The 16,459-nt window shown below is 66.1% G+C and carries 17 protein-coding genes; 11 read left to right on the forward strand and 6 right to left on the reverse strand.

Features of this window, described 5'->3' with window-relative positions:
- Positions 1-79 precede the first annotated feature (79 nt).
- The 5 genes from D3H54_RS12425 (at position 80) to D3H54_RS12445 (ending at position 5,188) form a co-directional block, all read left to right on the forward strand.
- Positions 80-1,297 (forward strand): branched-chain amino acid ABC transporter substrate-binding protein, encoded by a 1,218-nt coding sequence (locus tag D3H54_RS12425; protein WP_149379295.1) that lies wholly within the window; start codon positions 80-82, stop codon positions 1,295-1,297.
- A gap of 76 nt (positions 1,298-1,373) precedes the next feature.
- A complete protein-coding gene (locus D3H54_RS12430; RefSeq protein ID WP_149379296.1) occupies positions 1,374-2,411 on the forward strand; it encodes a branched-chain amino acid ABC transporter permease in 1,038 nt (345 codons plus the stop codon).
- Complete coding sequence (locus D3H54_RS12435; RefSeq protein WP_149379297.1) at positions 2,408-3,598, forward strand: branched-chain amino acid ABC transporter permease; 1,191 nt, start codon at positions 2,408-2,410, stop codon at positions 3,596-3,598. The genes D3H54_RS12430 and D3H54_RS12435 overlap by 4 nt, the downstream gene beginning before the upstream one ends.
- Positions 3,595-4,464, forward strand: coding sequence for an ABC transporter ATP-binding protein (locus tag D3H54_RS12440; protein WP_286199219.1), 870 nt, complete (start codon positions 3,595-3,597; stop codon positions 4,462-4,464). The genes D3H54_RS12435 and D3H54_RS12440 overlap by 4 nt, the downstream gene beginning before the upstream one ends.
- Positions 4,451-5,188: an ABC transporter ATP-binding protein gene (locus tag D3H54_RS12445; RefSeq protein WP_149379298.1), complete on the forward strand. Its 738-nt coding sequence runs from the start codon at positions 4,451-4,453 to the stop codon at positions 5,186-5,188. Before D3H54_RS12440 ends, D3H54_RS12445 begins: the two co-directional genes overlap by 14 nt.
- On the opposite strand, the gene D3H54_RS12450 is transcribed toward D3H54_RS12445, so the two are convergent.
- Together D3H54_RS12450 and map are read right to left on the reverse strand one after the other, a co-directional pair.
- Positions 5,189-5,671 carry a hypothetical protein gene (locus D3H54_RS12450; RefSeq protein WP_149379299.1) on the reverse strand — a complete coding sequence of 161 codons (483 nt, stop codon included), beginning with the start codon at positions 5,669-5,671 and terminating at the stop codon, positions 5,189-5,191.
- 65 nt (positions 5,672-5,736) lie between these two features.
- The gene (gene map, locus D3H54_RS12455) at positions 5,737-6,504 is read right to left on the reverse strand and encodes a type I methionyl aminopeptidase (RefSeq protein ID WP_149379300.1); all 768 of its coding nucleotides are present in this window, start codon (positions 6,502-6,504) and stop codon (positions 5,737-5,739) included.
- A 49-nt stretch (positions 6,505-6,553) separates the two neighbouring features.
- On the opposite strand from map, the gene D3H54_RS12460 reads away from it, so the two are divergent.
- A complete protein-coding gene (locus D3H54_RS12460; protein WP_149379301.1) occupies positions 6,554-6,829 on the forward strand; it encodes a helix-turn-helix domain-containing protein in 276 nt (91 codons plus the stop codon).
- On the opposite strand, the gene D3H54_RS12465 is transcribed toward D3H54_RS12460, so the two are convergent.
- From D3H54_RS12465 to D3H54_RS12475, 3 genes are read right to left on the reverse strand one after another with little or no spacing between them, the layout of a single operon-like run.
- Positions 6,807-7,034 (reverse strand): DUF167 domain-containing protein, encoded by a 228-nt coding sequence (locus tag D3H54_RS12465; protein ID WP_149379302.1) that lies wholly within the window; start codon positions 7,032-7,034, stop codon positions 6,807-6,809. The genes D3H54_RS12460 and D3H54_RS12465 overlap by 23 nt on opposite strands.
- Positions 7,035-8,249, reverse strand: a complete 1,215-nt coding sequence (locus tag D3H54_RS12470) for a lipid-transfer protein (protein ID WP_502707735.1) — start codon at positions 8,247-8,249, stop codon at positions 7,035-7,037.
- The gene (locus tag D3H54_RS12475; RefSeq protein ID WP_149379304.1) at positions 8,231-8,683 is read right to left on the reverse strand and encodes a Zn-ribbon domain-containing OB-fold protein; all 453 of its coding nucleotides are present in this window, start codon (positions 8,681-8,683) and stop codon (positions 8,231-8,233) included. The genes D3H54_RS12470 and D3H54_RS12475 overlap by 19 nt, the downstream gene beginning before the upstream one ends.
- 95 nt (positions 8,684-8,778) lie before the next feature.
- On the opposite strand from D3H54_RS12475, the gene D3H54_RS12480 reads away from it, so the two are divergent.
- The 4 genes from D3H54_RS12480 to D3H54_RS12490 all read left to right on the forward strand — a co-directional run bounded on the left by D3H54_RS12480 (position 8,779) and on the right by D3H54_RS12490 (position 13,641).
- A complete protein-coding gene (locus D3H54_RS12480) occupies positions 8,779-9,075 on the forward strand; it encodes a hypothetical protein (RefSeq protein WP_149379305.1) in 297 nt (98 codons plus the stop codon).
- A 29-nt stretch (positions 9,076-9,104) separates the two neighbouring features.
- Positions 9,105-11,804, forward strand: coding sequence for a DNA polymerase I (gene polA, locus D3H54_RS12485; RefSeq protein ID WP_149379306.1), 2,700 nt, complete (start codon positions 9,105-9,107; stop codon positions 11,802-11,804).
- 204 nt (positions 11,805-12,008) lie between these two features.
- Entirely contained in the window at positions 12,009-12,155 is a 147-nt protein-coding gene (locus tag D3H54_RS31190) for a hypothetical protein (protein WP_168214845.1), read from the forward strand.
- A 25-nt stretch (positions 12,156-12,180) separates the two neighbouring features.
- Positions 12,181-13,641, forward strand: a complete 1,461-nt coding sequence (locus D3H54_RS12490; RefSeq protein WP_149379307.1) for an Ig-like domain-containing protein — start codon at positions 12,181-12,183, stop codon at positions 13,639-13,641.
- Here the strand turns inward: D3H54_RS12490 and D3H54_RS12495 are convergent.
- Positions 13,638-14,780 carry a PrsW family intramembrane metalloprotease gene (locus tag D3H54_RS12495; protein ID WP_286199220.1) on the reverse strand — a complete coding sequence of 381 codons (1,143 nt, stop codon included), beginning with the start codon at positions 14,778-14,780 and terminating at the stop codon, positions 13,638-13,640. The two genes, D3H54_RS12490 and D3H54_RS12495, sit on opposite strands and share 4 nt — an antisense overlap.
- Before the next feature lie 180 nt (positions 14,781-14,960).
- Between D3H54_RS12495 and rpsA the strand changes: the two genes are divergently transcribed.
- Positions 14,961-16,415: a 30S ribosomal protein S1 gene (gene rpsA / locus D3H54_RS12500; protein ID WP_036344752.1), complete on the forward strand. Its 1,455-nt coding sequence runs from the start codon at positions 14,961-14,963 to the stop codon at positions 16,413-16,415.
- The last annotated feature ends 44 nt before the right edge of the window (positions 16,416-16,459 follow it).

The following is a 16,459-nucleotide window of genomic DNA, read 5'->3' on the forward strand; positions in this document are numbered from 1 at the left end:
GTTCTACCGCAGTGTCGAGAGTGGGCCGGAGAGCGGTCTGCGATGTCGGCGCCGTGAAACTACTGACCCGGAGGTAAACGTGCGCGGACGCGCGACACGCAGTGCAATCGCCGCTAGTTCGGCGCTGCTGGCGGTCATCGGCATCGCCGGCTGCAACCAACAGACCCCGTCGAATGGCGGCAACGCCTCACAAAGCGATCTGAAGATCGTCGAGCAGGTCCAGATCGATCAGAACGGCGCGGAAGTCAAGCCCGACGCCGGCGCCACCCCGGCCGATCCGGCCGGTGACGGCAAGGCCACCTGCCCGCCGGTTTCCATTGCCATGGCCGGTGCGCTCAACGGGCCCGACGCCGCGCTGGGCATCAACATCAAGGACGGCGTGCAGCTGGCCATCGACAAGCACAACGCCGCCAATCCCGGCTGCCAGGTCCAGCTGAAGCCGTTCGACACCGAAGGTGACCCGCAGAAGGCCACCGCGATCGCGCCGCAGATCGTCGACGACGCGTTCACGATCGGGCTTGTCGGACCGGCGTTCTCGGGCGAGACCAAGGCCACCGGCGGGGTCTTCGACCAGGCCGGTCTGGTCGCGGCCACCGCCTCGGCCACCAACGTCACGCTGTCCGAGCAGGGCTGGAAGACGTTCTTCCGCGGCCTCGCCAACGACGGCGTGCAAGGTCCCTCGGTGGCCAACTATCTGAAGAACACCCTCGGCCAGAAGAAGGTCTGCGTCGTCGACGACAGCACCGACTACGGCACCGGCCTGGCGGCGGCAGTCCGCGAGACCCTCGGCCCGGTGGCCCTCGATGCCTGCAAGATCTCGGTCAAGAAGGGCGACAAGGACTTCTCGGCCGCGGTCACCCAGGTCAAGGGCCAGTCGCCGGATTCGGTGTTCTACAGCGGCTACTACGCCGAGGCCGCGCCGTTCGTGCAGCAGCTGCGCGACGGCGGGTACACCGGCAAGTTCGTCAGCGCCGACGGCACCAAGGATCCGGAGTTCGTCAAGGCGGCCGGCCAGGCCTCCAAGGACGCCATCCTGTCCTGCCCCTGCGGTCCGGCCACCGGCAGCTTTGCCGACGAGTACACCAAGAAGTTCGGTCAGGCTCCCGGCACGTACAGCACCGAGGGCTACGACCTCGGGACCGTTCTGCTGAAGGGCATCGACGCGGGCAAGATCACTCGTCCGGACCTGCTCGACTGGGTCAAGAACTACAACGGACAGGGCGTTGCCCGTAAATACCAGTGGACCGACAAGGGTGAGCTCACCACCACCCTGATCTGGATCTACAAGGTTCAGTAACGATTCGCGAGACGCGTCCGGGACCACTTGGCTCGGACGCGTTCTCGTTCCAGACACCAAGGAGGCCGCCCCCTAGATGGTCTATCAGTGCCTCGGCCAGATCTCATGTCTCGCCAGTGACATCGGTTTCAATATCGACAATCTTCGAGACGGCTTCTGGCAGTTGACCATCGATGGGCTGTCCTGGGGCGCCATCTACGCCCTGGTCGCGGTCGGCTACACCCTGGTGTTCGGTGTGCTGCGGCTGATCAACTTCGCGCATTCCGAGATCTTCATGCTGGGCATGTTCGGTGCGTACTTCTGCCTGGACATGATCCTGGGGTTCTCGCCAAGCGGCAACGCCTACAGCAAGGGTGTGCTGCTCACCGTGTTCTACCTCGGCATCGCCATGTTGTTCGCGATGTTGGTATCCGGCACGGCCGCAATGGGTTTGGAGTTCGTCGCCTATCGGCCGCTGCGGCGGCGCAATGCGCGGCCGCTGACCTTCCTGATCACCGCGATCGGTATGTCGTTCGTGCTACAGGAGTTCGTGCACTTCGTGTTGCCCAAGATCATCAAAGGCTACGGCGGCAGCAACGCTCAGCAGCCGATCATCCTGGTGCAGCCGAAGTCCCAGTTCGAGGTGTTCGGCGCAACCGTCTCCAACGTCACGATCGTGGTCGTCGCGGCCGCGCTCATTTTCGCCGCGCTGACCGATATCGCGATCAACCGGACCAAGTTCGGCCGCGGTATCCGTGCAGTGGCTCAGGACCCGACCACCGCGACGCTGATGGGGGTGTCCCGGGAACGGATCATCCTGACGACGTTCCTCATCGGCGGTCTGCTGGCCGGCGCCGCCGCGCTGCTCTACACCCTGAAGGTGCCGCAGGGCATCATCTACTCCGGCGGATTCCTGTTGGGTATCAAGGCTTTTTCCGCCGCGGTGCTCGGCGGAATCGGCAACCTGCGCGGGGCGCTGCTGGGTGGGCTGGTGCTGGGCATCATGGAGAACTACGGCCAGGCCGTGTTCGGCACGCAATGGCGCGACGTCGTCGCTTTCGTGTTGTTGGTTCTGGTGCTGCTGATCAGGCCCACCGGGATACTCGGGGAAAGCCTCGGAAAGGCGCGAGCATGAGCGAGCAGACGCCAGGGAAGTGGTCGGGCCGGCTGCTGGCTCCCGGCGACGGCCTGCGCGGCTGGTGGTCGGGCCTGAGCCGGGTGCAGAAGTGGGGCTTCGGAATTCTGGGCTTCGCGCTGCTGGCGTTGTCGCCGCTGCACCCGCCGCCGTTCTTCGACACGCCCGGAATCAGCTTCGGCGGCACCATGGCTCAGTTCGCCATGGTGGCGATCATCGCGATCGGCCTCAACGTCGTCGTGGGCCAGGCCGGTCTCCTGGACCTGGGCTACGTCGGCTTCTACGCCGTCGGCGCCTACACGGTCGCTCTGCTCACCAGTCCGGACAGCCCGTGGAACCAGCTGAGCAATGGCGGGGCGTTCAGCGAGGACTGGGCGTGGCTGTCGTGTGTGCCGCTCGCGATGGCGTTCACCGCGCTGGCGGGCCTGATCCTCGGCATCCCGACATTGCGGCTGCGCGGCGACTATCTGGCCATCGTCACATTGGGATTCGGCGAGATCATCCGGTTGCTCGCCGACAACCTGTCCGGAGTCACCAACGGTTCCCGCGGCCTCAACGGGGTGGCCTATCCGAGGGTCGGGCAGACCGAGAAGTTGCCGGAAGGGGTCTTCTCGAGCGGTAACTCCACAGGCCATGCGAATTACGGCACCTGGTGGTTCTGGCTGGGATTGATCCTGATCGTCGGAATTCTGTTGCTGGTCGGCAACCTGGAACGCAGCCGGGTCGGCCGGGCCTGGGTGGCGATCCGCGAAGACGAGGACGCCGCGGAAGTGATGGGCGTCAACACGTTCCGGTTCAAACTGTGGGCATTCGTGATCGGTGCCGCGATCGGCGGACTGTCCGGGGCGCTGTATGCCGGGCAGGTGCAATACGTCGCGCCGCCCACGTTCAACATCATCAACTCGATGTTGTTCCTGTGCGCGGTGGTGCTGGGCGGGCAGGGCAACAAGCTCGGCGTCATCTTCGGAGCGTTCGTGATCGTCTACCTGCCGAACCGACTGCTCGGCGTGCACTTCCTGGGCATCAACCTCGGCGACCTGAAGTACTTGTTCTTCGGCCTGGCGCTGGTGGTGCTGATGATCTTCCGCCCGCAGGGGCTGTTCCCGGTTCGCCAGCAATTGCTCACCTACGGCAAACGCGCCCGCTATCTGTTGCGCAGCGCCGACGAGTCGAAGTCGGCCGCATGACGCACGCCGCCAGTGGTCCCACCCAGGACGATCCGGACACCCCGATCGACGAGAGTCTGGCCGTTTTCACCCGTGACACTGACGTCGCCGAGGGGGAAACCCTGCTGGAGACAAAGGATCTCACGGTGAAGTTCGGCGGTTTGACCGCGCTGGATTCGGTGAGCTTTCAGATCAAGCGGGGCGAGATCCTCGGCCTGATCGGACCGAACGGCGCTGGCAAGACCACCTGCTTCAACGCGATCACCGGTGTGTACCGGCCGAGTTCGGGATCGGTGACCTTCGACGGGGCGCCGCTGGGCCGCATCAAGCGGCACCAGATCACCCGACGGGGGATTGCCCGGACTTTCCAGAACATCCGGCTGTGGGGCGAGATGACCGCGTTGGAGAACGTGGTGGTGGGCACCGATGCGCGGCACAAGACGTCGGTGCCCGGCGCGTTGGTGCGCACGCCCCGGCATCGCCGCGAAGAGCGCTCCGCCATCGACAAGGCCGCCGCGCTGCTGCAATTCGTCGGTATCGCCCATCGCGGCGAGGAGAAGGCCAAGAACCTGCCGTACGGGGACCAGCGCCGGCTGGAGATCGCCCGGGCGCTGGCCACCGAGCCGAAGCTGCTGTGCCTCGACGAGCCGGCGGCCGGCTTCAACCCCAGCGAGAAAGCCGCGCTGATCGAACTGATCCAGGCCATCCGCGACGACGGATACACCGTCTTGCTGATCGAGCACGACATGCGGCTGGTCATGGGTGTCACCGACCGGATCGTGGTGCTGGAATTCGGCCGCAAGATCGCCGACGGCCTGCCCGCCGAGATCCGCGACGACCCGGCCGTGATCGCCGCTTACCTGGGGGTGCCCGATGACCAGCTCTGAGGCCGAGGTGCTGCTCGAGATCCGCGACGCCGTCGTCCACTACGGCAGGATCGAAGCGCTGCACGGCGTTTCGCTCGAGGTGCGACAGGGCGAGCTGGTGACCCTGCTGGGCTCCAACGGCGCAGGCAAGACCACGATGATGCGGGCGATCTCAGGGCTTCGGCCGTTGTCGTCGGGATCGGTGTGGTTCGAGGGCCGCGACATCAGCCGGGTCAAGGCTCATCAGCGTGCCATCGACGGCCTCATCCAGGCCCCCGAGGGCCGCGGTGTCTTCCCCGGAATGACCGTGACCGAGAACCTCGAAATGGGCTGCTACGGGCGCAAGTTCGACAGCAAAGCGGAGCGTCGTGCGCGTCTCGATTGGGTGTTCGAGACATTCCCGAGGCTTGCCGAGCGCCGTACCCAGGTCGGCGGCACCCTGTCCGGTGGGGAACAGCAGATGCTCGCCATCGGACGCGCGCTGATGGCCCGCCCGCGAGTGTTGCTGCTCGACGAGCCGTCGATGGGCCTTGCGCCGATGATCATTTCGCAGATCTTCAAGATCATCTCCGAGATCAACGCGCAGGGCACCACCGTCCTGCTGGTGGAGCAGAACGCTCAGCAGGCGCTGACCCGGTCCGATCGCGCCTACATCCTGGAGACCGGAACCATCACCCGCAGTGGGGTGGCCCGAGAGTTGTTGGCCGACGACAGTATTCGCGCGGCGTATCTCGGGGTGGCGTGATCACTCGGAGAGTTTGGTGAGCAACAGGTAGGCGCTTGTCAGGCCCCCCACGATGGCCACGCACGTCGTGGGCAGCAGTGCGTAGGGAGCCCACCGCGCACCGGTGAGCAACAGCAGGCCCGTGAGCGCGATACCGAGTGCTGTGGTGACATTCGGGTTGACTCGCTTCAACATTCGGCTCAGCGGGTTCTCCGCGGCGGTGTCTTCGGCAGACCTACCGAGAAAGATCAGCAGGATCGTTGCGCCAACAGCCAGCACGATGAGCTCGGCGCCGACGACCCGGTGGGGTTGCGATGGAACAACCAGTACGACGGCCACCAGCAGCAGCATGGCGAACACCACCAGTGTTTGAGCTGCACGACAGCGCAGGCTCGGCGACTCGGCGATCTGCTTGGCGTGGATCGAGATCGCGACGAACAACAATCCGACGAGCGCTCCGCCGACGCCGCCGACGATTACGGCAAACGAGTCCCAACCAGGCATCAGATGACGGTACCGCTCCGAGCCGGACCGAGCTGTTCGGCCGAGAGGCGATGCCGTGCGGTCTACTAGCCCAGCGTGAGCACCCGCGGGCCCTGCTCGGTGATCGCGATCGTGTGCTCGGAATGTGCGGTGTTGGATCCGTCGGCCGCGCGCAGTGTCCAGCCATCCGGATCGACGATCAGCTGATTGGTTCCGCGTCCCCACCACGGCTCGAGTGCCAGCGTCAGACCGGGTTTGAGCACCATGCCGCGGCCGCGCTTGCCTCGGTTGGGCACGTGCGGGTCCTCATGCATGGTGCGGCCCAGCCCGTGCCCGCCGAAGTCGGTGTTGACGGCGTACCCCGCGGCAGCGGCCACATCGCCGATGGCCGCGGAGATGTCGCCGAGCCGCCCGCCGGGAACCGCGGCCGCGATGCCGGCGGCCAGGGCGCGGCGCGTGGACTCGACCAGTGCGGTGTCCGCGGCGTTCGGGTTGTCGCCGACCACCACCGTGATCGCGGAGTCGGCCACCCACCCGTCGATCGAGACGGCGAAATCCAGCTTCAGCAGATCGCCGTCGCGCAGGACGTAATCCCACGGAAGGCCATGCAGCACAGCATCATTGACCGAGAGGCAGATGACATTGCGGAACGGGCCGCGGCCGAACGACGGCGAATAGTCCCAGTAGCAGGACGTCGCGCCGCGCTCGTCGATCAGAGCCCTGGCGCGGTGTTCGAGTTGCATCAGGTTCACGCCCGGTTCGGCCTCGTCCGCCAGCGTCGCCAGTGTGCGCGCCACGAAGTCACCCGTGACGGCCATCTTGTCGATTTCCTTGGCGGTCTTGAGTTCGATCATCGGAGTGCGATTCCCTTCGTCGGTATTTTTATACCGTATACTCGATCGCATGGTGCGCGTACCGCTGAGCCCCGAGCAGATCCGATCCGGACAACGCCTCGGCGCGCTGATCAGGACGGCGCGGGCCGGCCGCGCACCCGAGGTCATCGCCAAGGACGCGGGTATCTCCCCGGAGACGCTGCGCAAGATCGAGGTCGGTCGGTTGCCCAGTCCCAGCTTCGGCACCGTCGTAAGCCTGTGCGACGCACTGGGTTTGCCGCTGCAGGACGCCGTCGATGTATGGCGGGGCGGCAGCGCGCAGCCTAGTCGACGCGAAACCGCTTGACCCGCGACGTCGCGCCCGCCGTCAACGTCACCGCGCTGCGCGGTACCCCGAGGTGCTTCGCGAGCAGCCGAGCCGCGGCCTCGGTGGCCTTGCCCTCGAGGGCGGGCTCCCGTACGAAGATCGTCAGCGAACCGTCGTCGGCCGTCTCGACCAGCGGCCCCTTGCGGCTGCCCGGCTTGACGGTGACGACGACGGTCTGGCTCACCTAGCGGGCGACGACCACCGACGAGCCGTGGCCGAACAGGCCCTGATTGGCGGTGACGCCGACCTTGGCGCCCTCGACCTGACGGCCGGTGGCCTGACCCTTGAGCTGCCAGGTGAGTTCGCAGACCTGGGCGATCGCCTGGGCGGGGATGGCCTCGCCGAAGCTGGCCAGACCGCCGGAGGCGTTGACCGGAATCCGGCCGCCGATCGTGGTGGCGCCGCTGCGCAGTAGCTGCTCGGCTTCGCCCTTGGCGCACAACCCCAGATGCTCGTACCAGTCGAGTTCGAGTGCGGTGGACAGGTCGTAGACCTCGGCCAGCGACAGGTCCTCCGGGCCGATGCCGGCCTCGGCGTAGGCGGCGTCGAGGATCTGATCCTTGAACACCCGGTCCGGGCCCGGCACCACAGCGGTGGAATCGGTTGCGATGTCTGGCAATTCGGGCAGATGCTGGGGATACTGCGGGCTCTGCAGGCTCACCGCGCGCACCGACGGCACGCCCTGTACCGAGCCGAGATGCTTCTCGGTGAACGCCTTGCTGGCCACGATCACCGCAGCCGCGCCATCGGACGTCGCGCAGATGTCCAGCAGCCGAAGGGGATCGGAGACCACCGGGCTGGCCAGCACGTCTTCGACGCTGGCCTCTTTGCGATAGCGGGCGTTCGGATTGTTCAACCCGTGCTGGGCGTTCTTGACCTTCACCTGGGCGAAGTCCTCGAGCGTCGCGCCGTAGAGATCCATCCGGCGGCGCGCGAGCAGCGCGAAGTACACCGTGTTGGTGGCGCCGATCAGGTGGAAGCGCTGCCAGTCGGGATCGTTGCGGCGTTCGCCACCGACCGGGGCGAAAAAGCCCTTCGGGGTGGTGTCGGCGCCGATGACGAGCGCCACGTCGCAGAAGCCGGCCAGGATCTGCGCCCGGGCGCTCTGCAGGGCCTGCGAACCGCTGGCGCAAGCCGCGTAGCTCGAGGTGACCGGGATGCCGTTCCAGCCGAGTTTCTGCGCGAAGGTCGCACCGGCGACGAAACCGGGGTAGCCGTTGCGGATGGTGTCGGCGCCGGCGACCAGTTGGATCTGGCGCCAGTCCAAGCCGGCCTCGGCCAGCGCGGCGCGGGCGGCGACGACGCCGTACTCGGTGAAGTCGCGGCCCCATTTGCCCCACGGGTGCATGCCCGCGCCGAGGATGTAGACGGGCTCAGCGGTCATTTCGCGATCTCCCATGCGTAGGTGACGCGCTCGGTGCCGTCGTCGTCGGTGTAGAGCGTCATGGTGGTCAGCTCCACCTCCATGCCGACCTTCAGGTCAGCGGCCAGCGTGCCTTCGACGACCTTGCCCAGCACGATCAGGCCCTCGTCGGCAAGCTCGACAGCGGCGACCGCGAACGGCTCGAACGGGTCCGGCGACGGATACGGCGGGGGCGGCGCGTACCGGTTCTCGGTGTAGCTCCACACCGTCCCGCGCCGCGACAGCGCGACGGCGTCGAGAACATCGCTGTCGCAGGCCGGGTTGGGGCAGTTGTTGGCCCGTGGCGGGAACACATAGGTTCCGCACTGCGGGCACTTGCCGCCGATCAGATGCGGCACACCGGCGTCGTCGTGGTCCCACCAACCGTCGATCGCCGGTAGTTGCGTGGGGGCGTCTGGAGAAGCTGGCACGGGGTCATCGTAAGCGATGCGGGCCGCCGAATTGAAACGTGTTCCAGTTCGGAAAGTTGGGATCGGTAGCCGGCGACTCGGGGTGAAGTCGCGGCATGGGACTTTTCAAGAAACTGAGTGATCCTGCCCTGCTGGGCGGCCCGTCGAACAGGTCAGTGGCCGACGATGACCCCATCTGGGAACCCATCAACGGCATCTCGCTGGGCAACTACGCCGATCTCGCCCTCACCGCGCAGAAGCGTGGCATCACCGACGAGGCAGGCATGATCGCCCTGGGGCAGGAACGCGGCTGGGATCCGGCCGATACCAAGGCCGCGCTCGACGGGTGGGTGCAGCGGATGGGCCAGTCGATGGCGGTGGGACAGCGGTTTCGCAAGCTCCTCGGGTACTGAGTGTCGGGGGCGGTGCATAGAGTGATGGCGTGACGGCGAGCGCTACGGATCAAAAACCCACATTGTTGTTGCTGGATGGCAATTCGCTGGCGTTCCGGGCCTTCTACGCTCTGCCCGCCGAGAACTTCAAAACGAAGAACGGGCTGACCACCAACGCGGTCTACGGGTTCACCGCCATGCTGATCAACCTGCTGCGCGACGAACAGCCCACCCACATCGCCGCCGCGTTCGACGTCTCCCGGCAGACCTTCCGCAAGGAGAAGTACCCGGAGTACAAAGAAGGCCGCTCGGCAACGCCGGATGAGTTCCGCGGCCAGATCGAAATCACCAAGGAAGTTCTCAACGCACTCGGCATCACCGTCCTGGCCGAGCCCGGCTTCGAGGCCGACGACATCATCGCCACGCTGGCCACCCAGGCCGAGCAGGAGGCCTACCGGGTGCTGGTGGTCACCGGCGACCGCGACGCGCTGCAGCTCGTCAGTCCGGACGTGACCGTGCTCTATCCCCGCAAGGGCGTCAGCGATCTGACCCGGTTCACCCCCGAGGCGGTGGTGGAGAAGTACGGCCTGACGCCGACGCAGTACCCCGACTTCGCGGCGCTGCGGGGCGACCCGAGCGACAACCTGCCCGGCATCCCGGGGGTGGGGGAGAAGACCGCCGCCAAGTGGATCCTCGAATACGGCTCGCTGCAGGGATTGGTCGACAATGTCGACGCGGTGCGCGGCAAGGTCGGAGATGCGTTGCGCGAGAACCTGTCCAGCGTCATCCTCAACCGGGATCTCACCGAACTGGTCAAGGAAGTCCCGCTGGCGCAGACCCCCGACACGCTGCGGCTACAGCCGTGGGACCGCGACCAGATCCACCGTCTGTTCGACGACCTCGAGTTCCGGGTGTTGCGCGACCGGCTGTTCGACACGCTGGCCGCGGTCGAGCCGGAGGTCGACGAGGGCTTCGATGTGCGTGGCGGGCAACTGGAACCCGGCACGGTGTCGGCGTGGCTGGCCGAGCACGCCCGAACCGGCGCCCGGTCCGGTCTCGCCGTCGTCGGCACCCATCAGGTGTACGACGGCGATGCCACCGCGGTGGCGATCGCCACGGCCGACGGTGACGGCGCCTACATCGACACCGCAAGCCTGACCCCTGACGACGAGGCCGCGCTGGGAGCCTGGCTGGCCGATGACAGTGCGCCGAAGGTGCTGCACGAAGCCAAGATTGCCATGCACGACCTGGCCGGTCGGGGCTGGAAGCTGGCCGGCGTCACCTCCGATACCGCGCTGGCGGCGTATCTGGTGCGCCCCGGGCAGCGCAGCTTCGCCCTCGACGACCTGTCGCTGCGCTACCTGCGTCGCGAGCTGCGTGCCGATAACCCTGAGCAACAACAGCTTTCGCTCCTCGATGACAGCGAAGGCGTGGACGACCAGGCAGTGCAGACGCTCATCCTGCGCGCCCGTGCGGTGGCCGACCTGGCCGACGCACTGGACGAGGAGCTGGAGCGCATCGACTCGTCGTCGCTGCTGGGCCAGATGGAGCTGCCGGTGCAGGCTGTGCTGGCCGGGCTGGAAAACGTCGGCATCGCAGTCGATTTGGACAAGCTGAACACCTTAGAGCGGGAGTTCGCCGAGCAGATTCGGCAAGCCGCCGACGCGGCGTTCGAGGTGATCGGTAAACAGATCAACCTGGGTTCGCCCAAGCAGCTGCAGGTTGTGCTGTTCGACGAGCTCGGCATGCCGAAGACCAAGCGCACCAAGACCGGCTACACCACCGACGCCGACGCGCTGCAGTCCTTGTTCGACAAGACCGGCCACCCGTTCCTCGAGCATCTGCTGGCCCACCGCGACGCAACCCGACTCAAGGTCACCGTCGACGGGCTGCTCAAGTCTGTTGCCGCCGACGGGCGCATCCACACCACGTTCAACCAGACCATCGCCGCGACCGGGCGGTTGTCGTCGACCGAGCCGAACCTGCAGAACATCCCGATCCGCACCGACGCCGGGCGCCGGATCCGCGACGCGTTCATCGTCGGGGACGGTTACGGCGAGTTGATGACCGCCGACTACAGCCAGATCGAGATGCGCATCATGGCGCACCTGTCCAAGGACGAGGGCCTGATCGAGGCCTTCCGGACCGGGGAGGACCTGCACTCGTTCGTGGCGTCGCGCGCGTTCGACGTCCCGATCGACGAGGTCAACGCCGAGCTCCGGCGTCGCGTCAAGGCGATGTCGTACGGCCTGGCCTACGGCCTGAGCGCCTATGGCCTGTCGGCGCAGCTGAAGATCTCGACCGAAGAGGCCAAGGTCCAGATGGAGCAGTACTTCAATCGGTTCGGTGGCATCCGGGACTACCTGCGCGACATCGTCGACCAGGCCCGCAAGGACGGCTACACCTCGACGGTGTTCGGCCGGCGGCGGTACCTGCCGGAGCTGGACAGCAGCAATCGGCAGGTGCGTGAGGCCGCCGAACGCGCCGCGCTCAACGCACCCATCCAGGGCAGCGCCGCCGACCTGATCAAGGTGGCGATGATCAACGTCGACGCGGCGATGAAGGAACGCGGACTGGCATCGCGCATGCTCCTGCAGGTGCACGACGAGCTGTTGTTCGAGGTGGCGCCCGGCGAGCGCGACACCCTCGACGAGTTGGTGCGCGACAAGATGGGCAGCGCCTACCCGCTGGATGTGCCGCTCGAGGTGTCGGTCGGGTACGGCCGCAGCTGGGATGCCGCCGCGCATTAGTGCCCGTGTGCCGGCCGCTACCGACCGGCCGCCACAAGCCTGATTCGCCAGGGCTGGGTGCTAGCAGCCGAGACACGGCCTCCCGACTTTTCTGTGACTCCGCTGACAATTTGCTGAATCTCGCATAGCGTGTGCGCAAACGGGGTGGGCGTGCGCGAAACCGGGGGTTTCATGTCGATAGCTCGGCGGGGAGCACACTTCGGCGTGTTTGCGTTGCTGCTCGGCTTGGCGTGGGTTGGTTTGCAGACAGCAGGTGTCGCCGGTGCCGACAGCAGCAATGCGGATTCGCCGACCACCGCGGTGGTGCTCGATCTTGGCTACGAAGTGCATTCGTCGGTGGTAGCGGTATGAAGTCTTTCGAGCAATGGGGGGTTTGATGGCGAAGGTCGGTTGGGAGGCGCGCGTCGGCGCTTTGGCATTCATGGCCGGGCTGTCCTGGGCTGGGTTGCAGACAGCAGGTGTCGCCGCCGCTGAGACCGGCAGTGCGGACTCGCCGTCAGCGTCGGCCAGTCACAGCAAGCCGGGCACTGGGGTGGCGCGACGTGCTCCGTCCGCGGCAAGGGCGTCAGAGAAGAAGTCATCGGAGGTCTCCCGGCCGGTCGTCCGTGCGGGCGTGGCCTCGCCGCTGCGGGTCCAGAATCGGGCGACGGCCACGACCAGGGCGGCGGCGCCGTCGTCTCGTCCGGTCGCGTCGGCAAATCCGATCCAGGACCTTTTCGACCACGTGTCCCTGGTGGTGCGACGCACCTTCTTCAACAGGCCGCCGACGGTCAAACCGATTCAAATCACCGGCGAGCATGAAGGGGTGATCACCGGCACCATCGGTGCGGTCGATCCCGAGCGCGACGTGATCAAGTACAAGTTGCTCCCGGCGGGCAAGGACTTCGACGAGAATGGCCAGTTGGTCGACAGGGGTCCGATGTACGGCACCGTTGAGATCGCGCCCGACGGTACGTTCACCTACACCCCGGGGCCGAAATTCACCGGAACGGACACCTTCTCAGTGCTGGCAACGGATGTCGGGCCGCACATCAACCTCCTGGATTTGTTTCGCCGGGCGAGCACTCAAGCCGCGGTGGAGGTCAACCAGTATGCGATCGGGACGCCACCGCTGAGGTTTTCGTTCACCTATGACCCGCAGTCAGAATCGTGGTGGACCCCTGCGGCGCGAGATGCGTTGCAAGCGGCAGCGGATGTTCTGGCGTCGCGCATCGTGCCGTCGGCCGGGCGACCGGTGACCGTCACCTATCACGTCACCGTTCAGAACTCGCCCGAGTCCACCACACTGGGCACCGGCGCGAGTCCGTACTACCTGGTCAGTGACAAGGTCTTCATCGGCAACGTGGTGCAGCGCAAGATCCTCACCGGCGTCGACCAGAACGGCGCCGTGGCTGACGGCACCATCTGGTTCAACTCCGGTCATCTATGGTCGTTCGACGGCACCCCTGACTACCAGGAGAGCGATTTCGAATCCGTTGCCCTGCACGAATTGGTGCACACCTTGGGCTTCTCCTCCACGCTCAAGTCGCAGTCCTACAGCGGATACAGGTCAACGTTGGACGGCTACCTCACCGACAGCACGGGGGCGAAGCTGTTCGCAAGCGACGGCACGTGGGTGACGGGTGGCTACGCATACTTCGACGGCCCCAATGCCGTCGCGGCCTACGGCGGGTTGGTACCGATGTCCGGCGATGCCAGTCACCTGGACGGTTTCACATTCGCGGGATCGGTGATGAGTCCGAGCACCTATACCGGCGTTCGTCGAATCCGCCTGACTGCGGTCGAGCTCGGCATTCTCGAAGACCTCGGCTACACCGTCGCGACCGTCCCCGTCTAACCGCCCGGCGGCCGGTATCGGTTCAGCCAGTGCAGAGCCGGCCCGGCCGCGGCTCGGGCGGCGACGACACCGTCGACTTCGAGCTGCTGCAGCGCGAAGACCCGGGCATCGCCGAAGCCACGGTCGATGCGGTCGCGGACGAACGCCAGCTCGACAACCTGGATGGCGAATTTCTTGACCCCGCGGCCGGCCGGGCGCCCGCCGAACCGGGTGGCGGCGGCCACGACCTCCTTGCGGGTGCGGATCGACCCCAGCCAGCCGGCCTCGGCCGGGGTCACCAGACCGGCGGCGATCATGCCCGGCAGCTTCTCGGCCACTACGCGCTGCTCACGCCGGCGGCTGCGTACCGCGAGCGTCACGGCCAGGGCGAACACCGGCATCATCCACACCACATACACCCCGAAATAGGCGCCGACCCCGATCAGCGTCGAACCGTTCCACAGCCCGTGCATCACCACCGCGGCGAGGTAGCCGAGCGCCACGCACCCCGCCTTGGCAAACCAATTGCGTTGCTGCAGAGCGAAATGCACGCCGATTGCGGTGAATGTCGTGAACAGCGGGTGGGCAAACGGCCCCATCACGAGACGTAATCCCGCGGTCAGCAGGGAATCGCCCAGCGAGCCGCCGTCGGCGATGTAGAAGATGTTCTCCAGCCAGGCGAAGCCGATCGCCGTCATGCCTGCATAGACCAGGCAGTCGGTCAGCGAGTTCAGCTCGGCGCGGCGCACCCCCGTCATCATCAACAGCAGGAACGCGCCCTTGGCGGCCTCCTCGATCAGCGGGGCGCCGACCGCGATGGTGAAGGGGCTGGACTCTGAACCGCCGGTGTTCACCGCGGCGTCGAAGACCACTTCGAGGCCCACCGACAGCACGACGGCCACCGAGGCGCCCCAGACGAACGCGAACACCAGCAGCCGCGGCGGCTCCGGTTCCCACCGGTCCAACCACAGATACGACAACACCACCAGCGTCGTCGCCGTGGTGGCCAGGATGAATCCGATCACGGTGCCGGCCGGATTCACCGCGGTCAGCAGGGTCACGATCAATCCGGCGACGGTGCCGAGAATGATGATCACCGCCAGCGGGGCGCCGACCTTGCGGACCGGCCGGGGCAACGGCGGCGGGAAGGGGTAGGACACCTGAGCAGGGTATTCGAAAAGGGGCGTCCACAGCGGGCTCACAGACCCGGGTTTGTCCAGCGTGTGCCTAGTCGAGTAGTCTCGGACAGTACCTGTGTGCACTTTGCGGGTACAGCACCACAGATACATCCCCAACAGAACTGTCCCTACGATTAAGCCTGTCCGGAGCAACCCAACAATATGCCAAGTCCCACCGTCACCTCGCCGCAAGTAGCCGTCAACGACATCGGCTCGGCCGAGGACTTTCTCGCCGCGATCGACAAGACCATCAAATACTTCAACGATGGCGACATCGTCGAAGGGACCATCGTCAAGGTTGACCGCGACGAAGTCTTGCTCGACATCGGCTACAAGACCGAGGGTGTCATCCCCTCCCGCGAGCTCTCCATCAAGCACGACGTCGACCCCAATGAGGTTGTGTCCGTCGGCGATGAGGTGGAAGCCCTCGTCCTCACCAAGGAGGACAAGGAAGGCCGCCTGATCCTGTCCAAGAAGCGCGCTCAGTACGAGCGTGCCTGGGGCACCATCGAGGCGCTCAAGGAGAAGGACGAGGCCGTCAAGGGCACCGTCATCGAGGTCGTCAAGGGCGGCCTGATCCTCGACATCGGCCTGCGTGGCTTCCTGCCCGCGTCGCTGGTCGAGATGCGACGCGTCCGCGATCTGCAGCCGTACATCGGCAAGGAGATCGAGGCCAAGATCATCGAGCTGGACAAGAACCGCAACAACGTGGTGCTCTCGCGCCGCGCGTGGCTGGAGCAGACCCAGTCCGAGGTGCGCAGCGAGTTCCTCAACCAGCTGCAGAAGGGCGCCATCCGCAAGGGTGTCGTGTCCTCGATCGTCAACTTCGGCGCGTTCGTCGATCTCGGCGGCGTCGACGGCCTGGTGCACGTGTCCGAGCTGTCCTGGAAGCACATCGATCACCCGTCCGAGGTGGTTCAGGTGGGCGACGAGGTCACCGTCGAGGTGCTCGACGTGGACATGGACCGCGAGCGGGTTTCGTTGTCGCTCAAGGCGACTCAGGAAGATCCGTGGCGCCACTTCGCCCGCACCCACGCCATCGGCCAGATCGTGCCCGGCAAGGTCACCAAGCTGGTGCCGTTCGGTGCGTTCGTCCGTGTCGAAGAGGGCATCGAAGGTCTGGTGCACATCTCCGAGCTGGCTGAGCGCCACGTCGAGGTGCCGGATCAGGTCGTGCAGGTCGGCGACGACGCCATGGTCAAGGTCATCGACATCGACCTGGAGCGCCGCCGCATCTCGCTGAGCCTCAAGCAGGCCAACGAGGACTACACCGAGGAGTTCGACCCCTCGAAGTACGGCATGGCCGACAGCTACGACGATGCGGGCAACTACATCTTCCCGGAGGGCTTCGACGCCGACACCAACGAATGGCTCGAGGGCTTCGACAAGCAGCGCACCGAGTGGGAGGCCCGCTACGCCGAGGCCGAGCGCCGGCACAAGATGCACACCGCGCAGATGGAGAAGTTCGCCAAGGCTGAGGCCGAGGCGGCCGAGCGCCCGGCCGGTAACGGCTCGTCGTCGTCTTCCTCGTCGAGCTCGGGTGAGTCGGCCGGTGGTTCACTGGCCAGCGATGCTCAGCTTGCGGCTCTGCGCGAGAAGCTGGCAGGTAACGCCTAAGTAATCCACGATTGAACGCCCCGGCTCACCCGAGCCGGGGCGTT

This window comes from Mycobacterium sp. ELW1 (genome assembly GCF_008329905.1).
GTDB lineage: Bacteria > Actinomycetota > Actinomycetes > Mycobacteriales > Mycobacteriaceae > Mycobacterium.

Excerpts from the sequence above, each read along its gene's own strand:
- D3H54_RS12430 (WP_149379296.1), top strand. The coding sequence starts at position 1,374 with ATGGTCTATCAGTGCCTCGGCCAGATCTCATGTCTCGCCAGTGACATC.
- D3H54_RS12435 (WP_149379297.1), top strand. The coding sequence starts at position 2,408 with ATGAGCGAGCAGACGCCAGGGAAGTGGTCGGGCCGGCTGCTGGCTCCC.
- D3H54_RS12440 (WP_286199219.1), top strand. The coding sequence starts at position 3,595 with ATGACGCACGCCGCCAGTGGTCCCACCCAGGACGATCCGGACACCCCG.
- D3H54_RS12445 (WP_149379298.1), top strand. The coding sequence starts at position 4,451 with ATGACCAGCTCTGAGGCCGAGGTGCTGCTCGAGATCCGCGACGCCGTC.
- D3H54_RS12450 (WP_149379299.1), bottom strand. The coding sequence starts at position 5,671 with ATGCCTGGTTGGGACTCGTTTGCCGTAATCGTCGGCGGCGTCGGCGGA.
- map (WP_149379300.1), bottom strand. The coding sequence starts at position 6,504 with ATGATCGAACTCAAGACCGCCAAGGAAATCGACAAGATGGCCGTCACG.
- D3H54_RS12460 (WP_149379301.1), top strand. The coding sequence starts at position 6,554 with ATGGTGCGCGTACCGCTGAGCCCCGAGCAGATCCGATCCGGACAACGC.
- D3H54_RS12470 (WP_502707735.1), bottom strand. The coding sequence starts at position 8,249 with ATGGGAGATCGCGAAATGACCGCTGAGCCCGTCTACATCCTCGGCGCG.
- D3H54_RS12480 (WP_149379305.1), top strand. The coding sequence starts at position 8,779 with ATGGGACTTTTCAAGAAACTGAGTGATCCTGCCCTGCTGGGCGGCCCG.
- D3H54_RS12490 (WP_149379307.1), top strand. The coding sequence starts at position 12,181 with ATGGCGAAGGTCGGTTGGGAGGCGCGCGTCGGCGCTTTGGCATTCATG.
- rpsA (WP_036344752.1), top strand. The coding sequence starts at position 14,961 with ATGCCAAGTCCCACCGTCACCTCGCCGCAAGTAGCCGTCAACGACATC.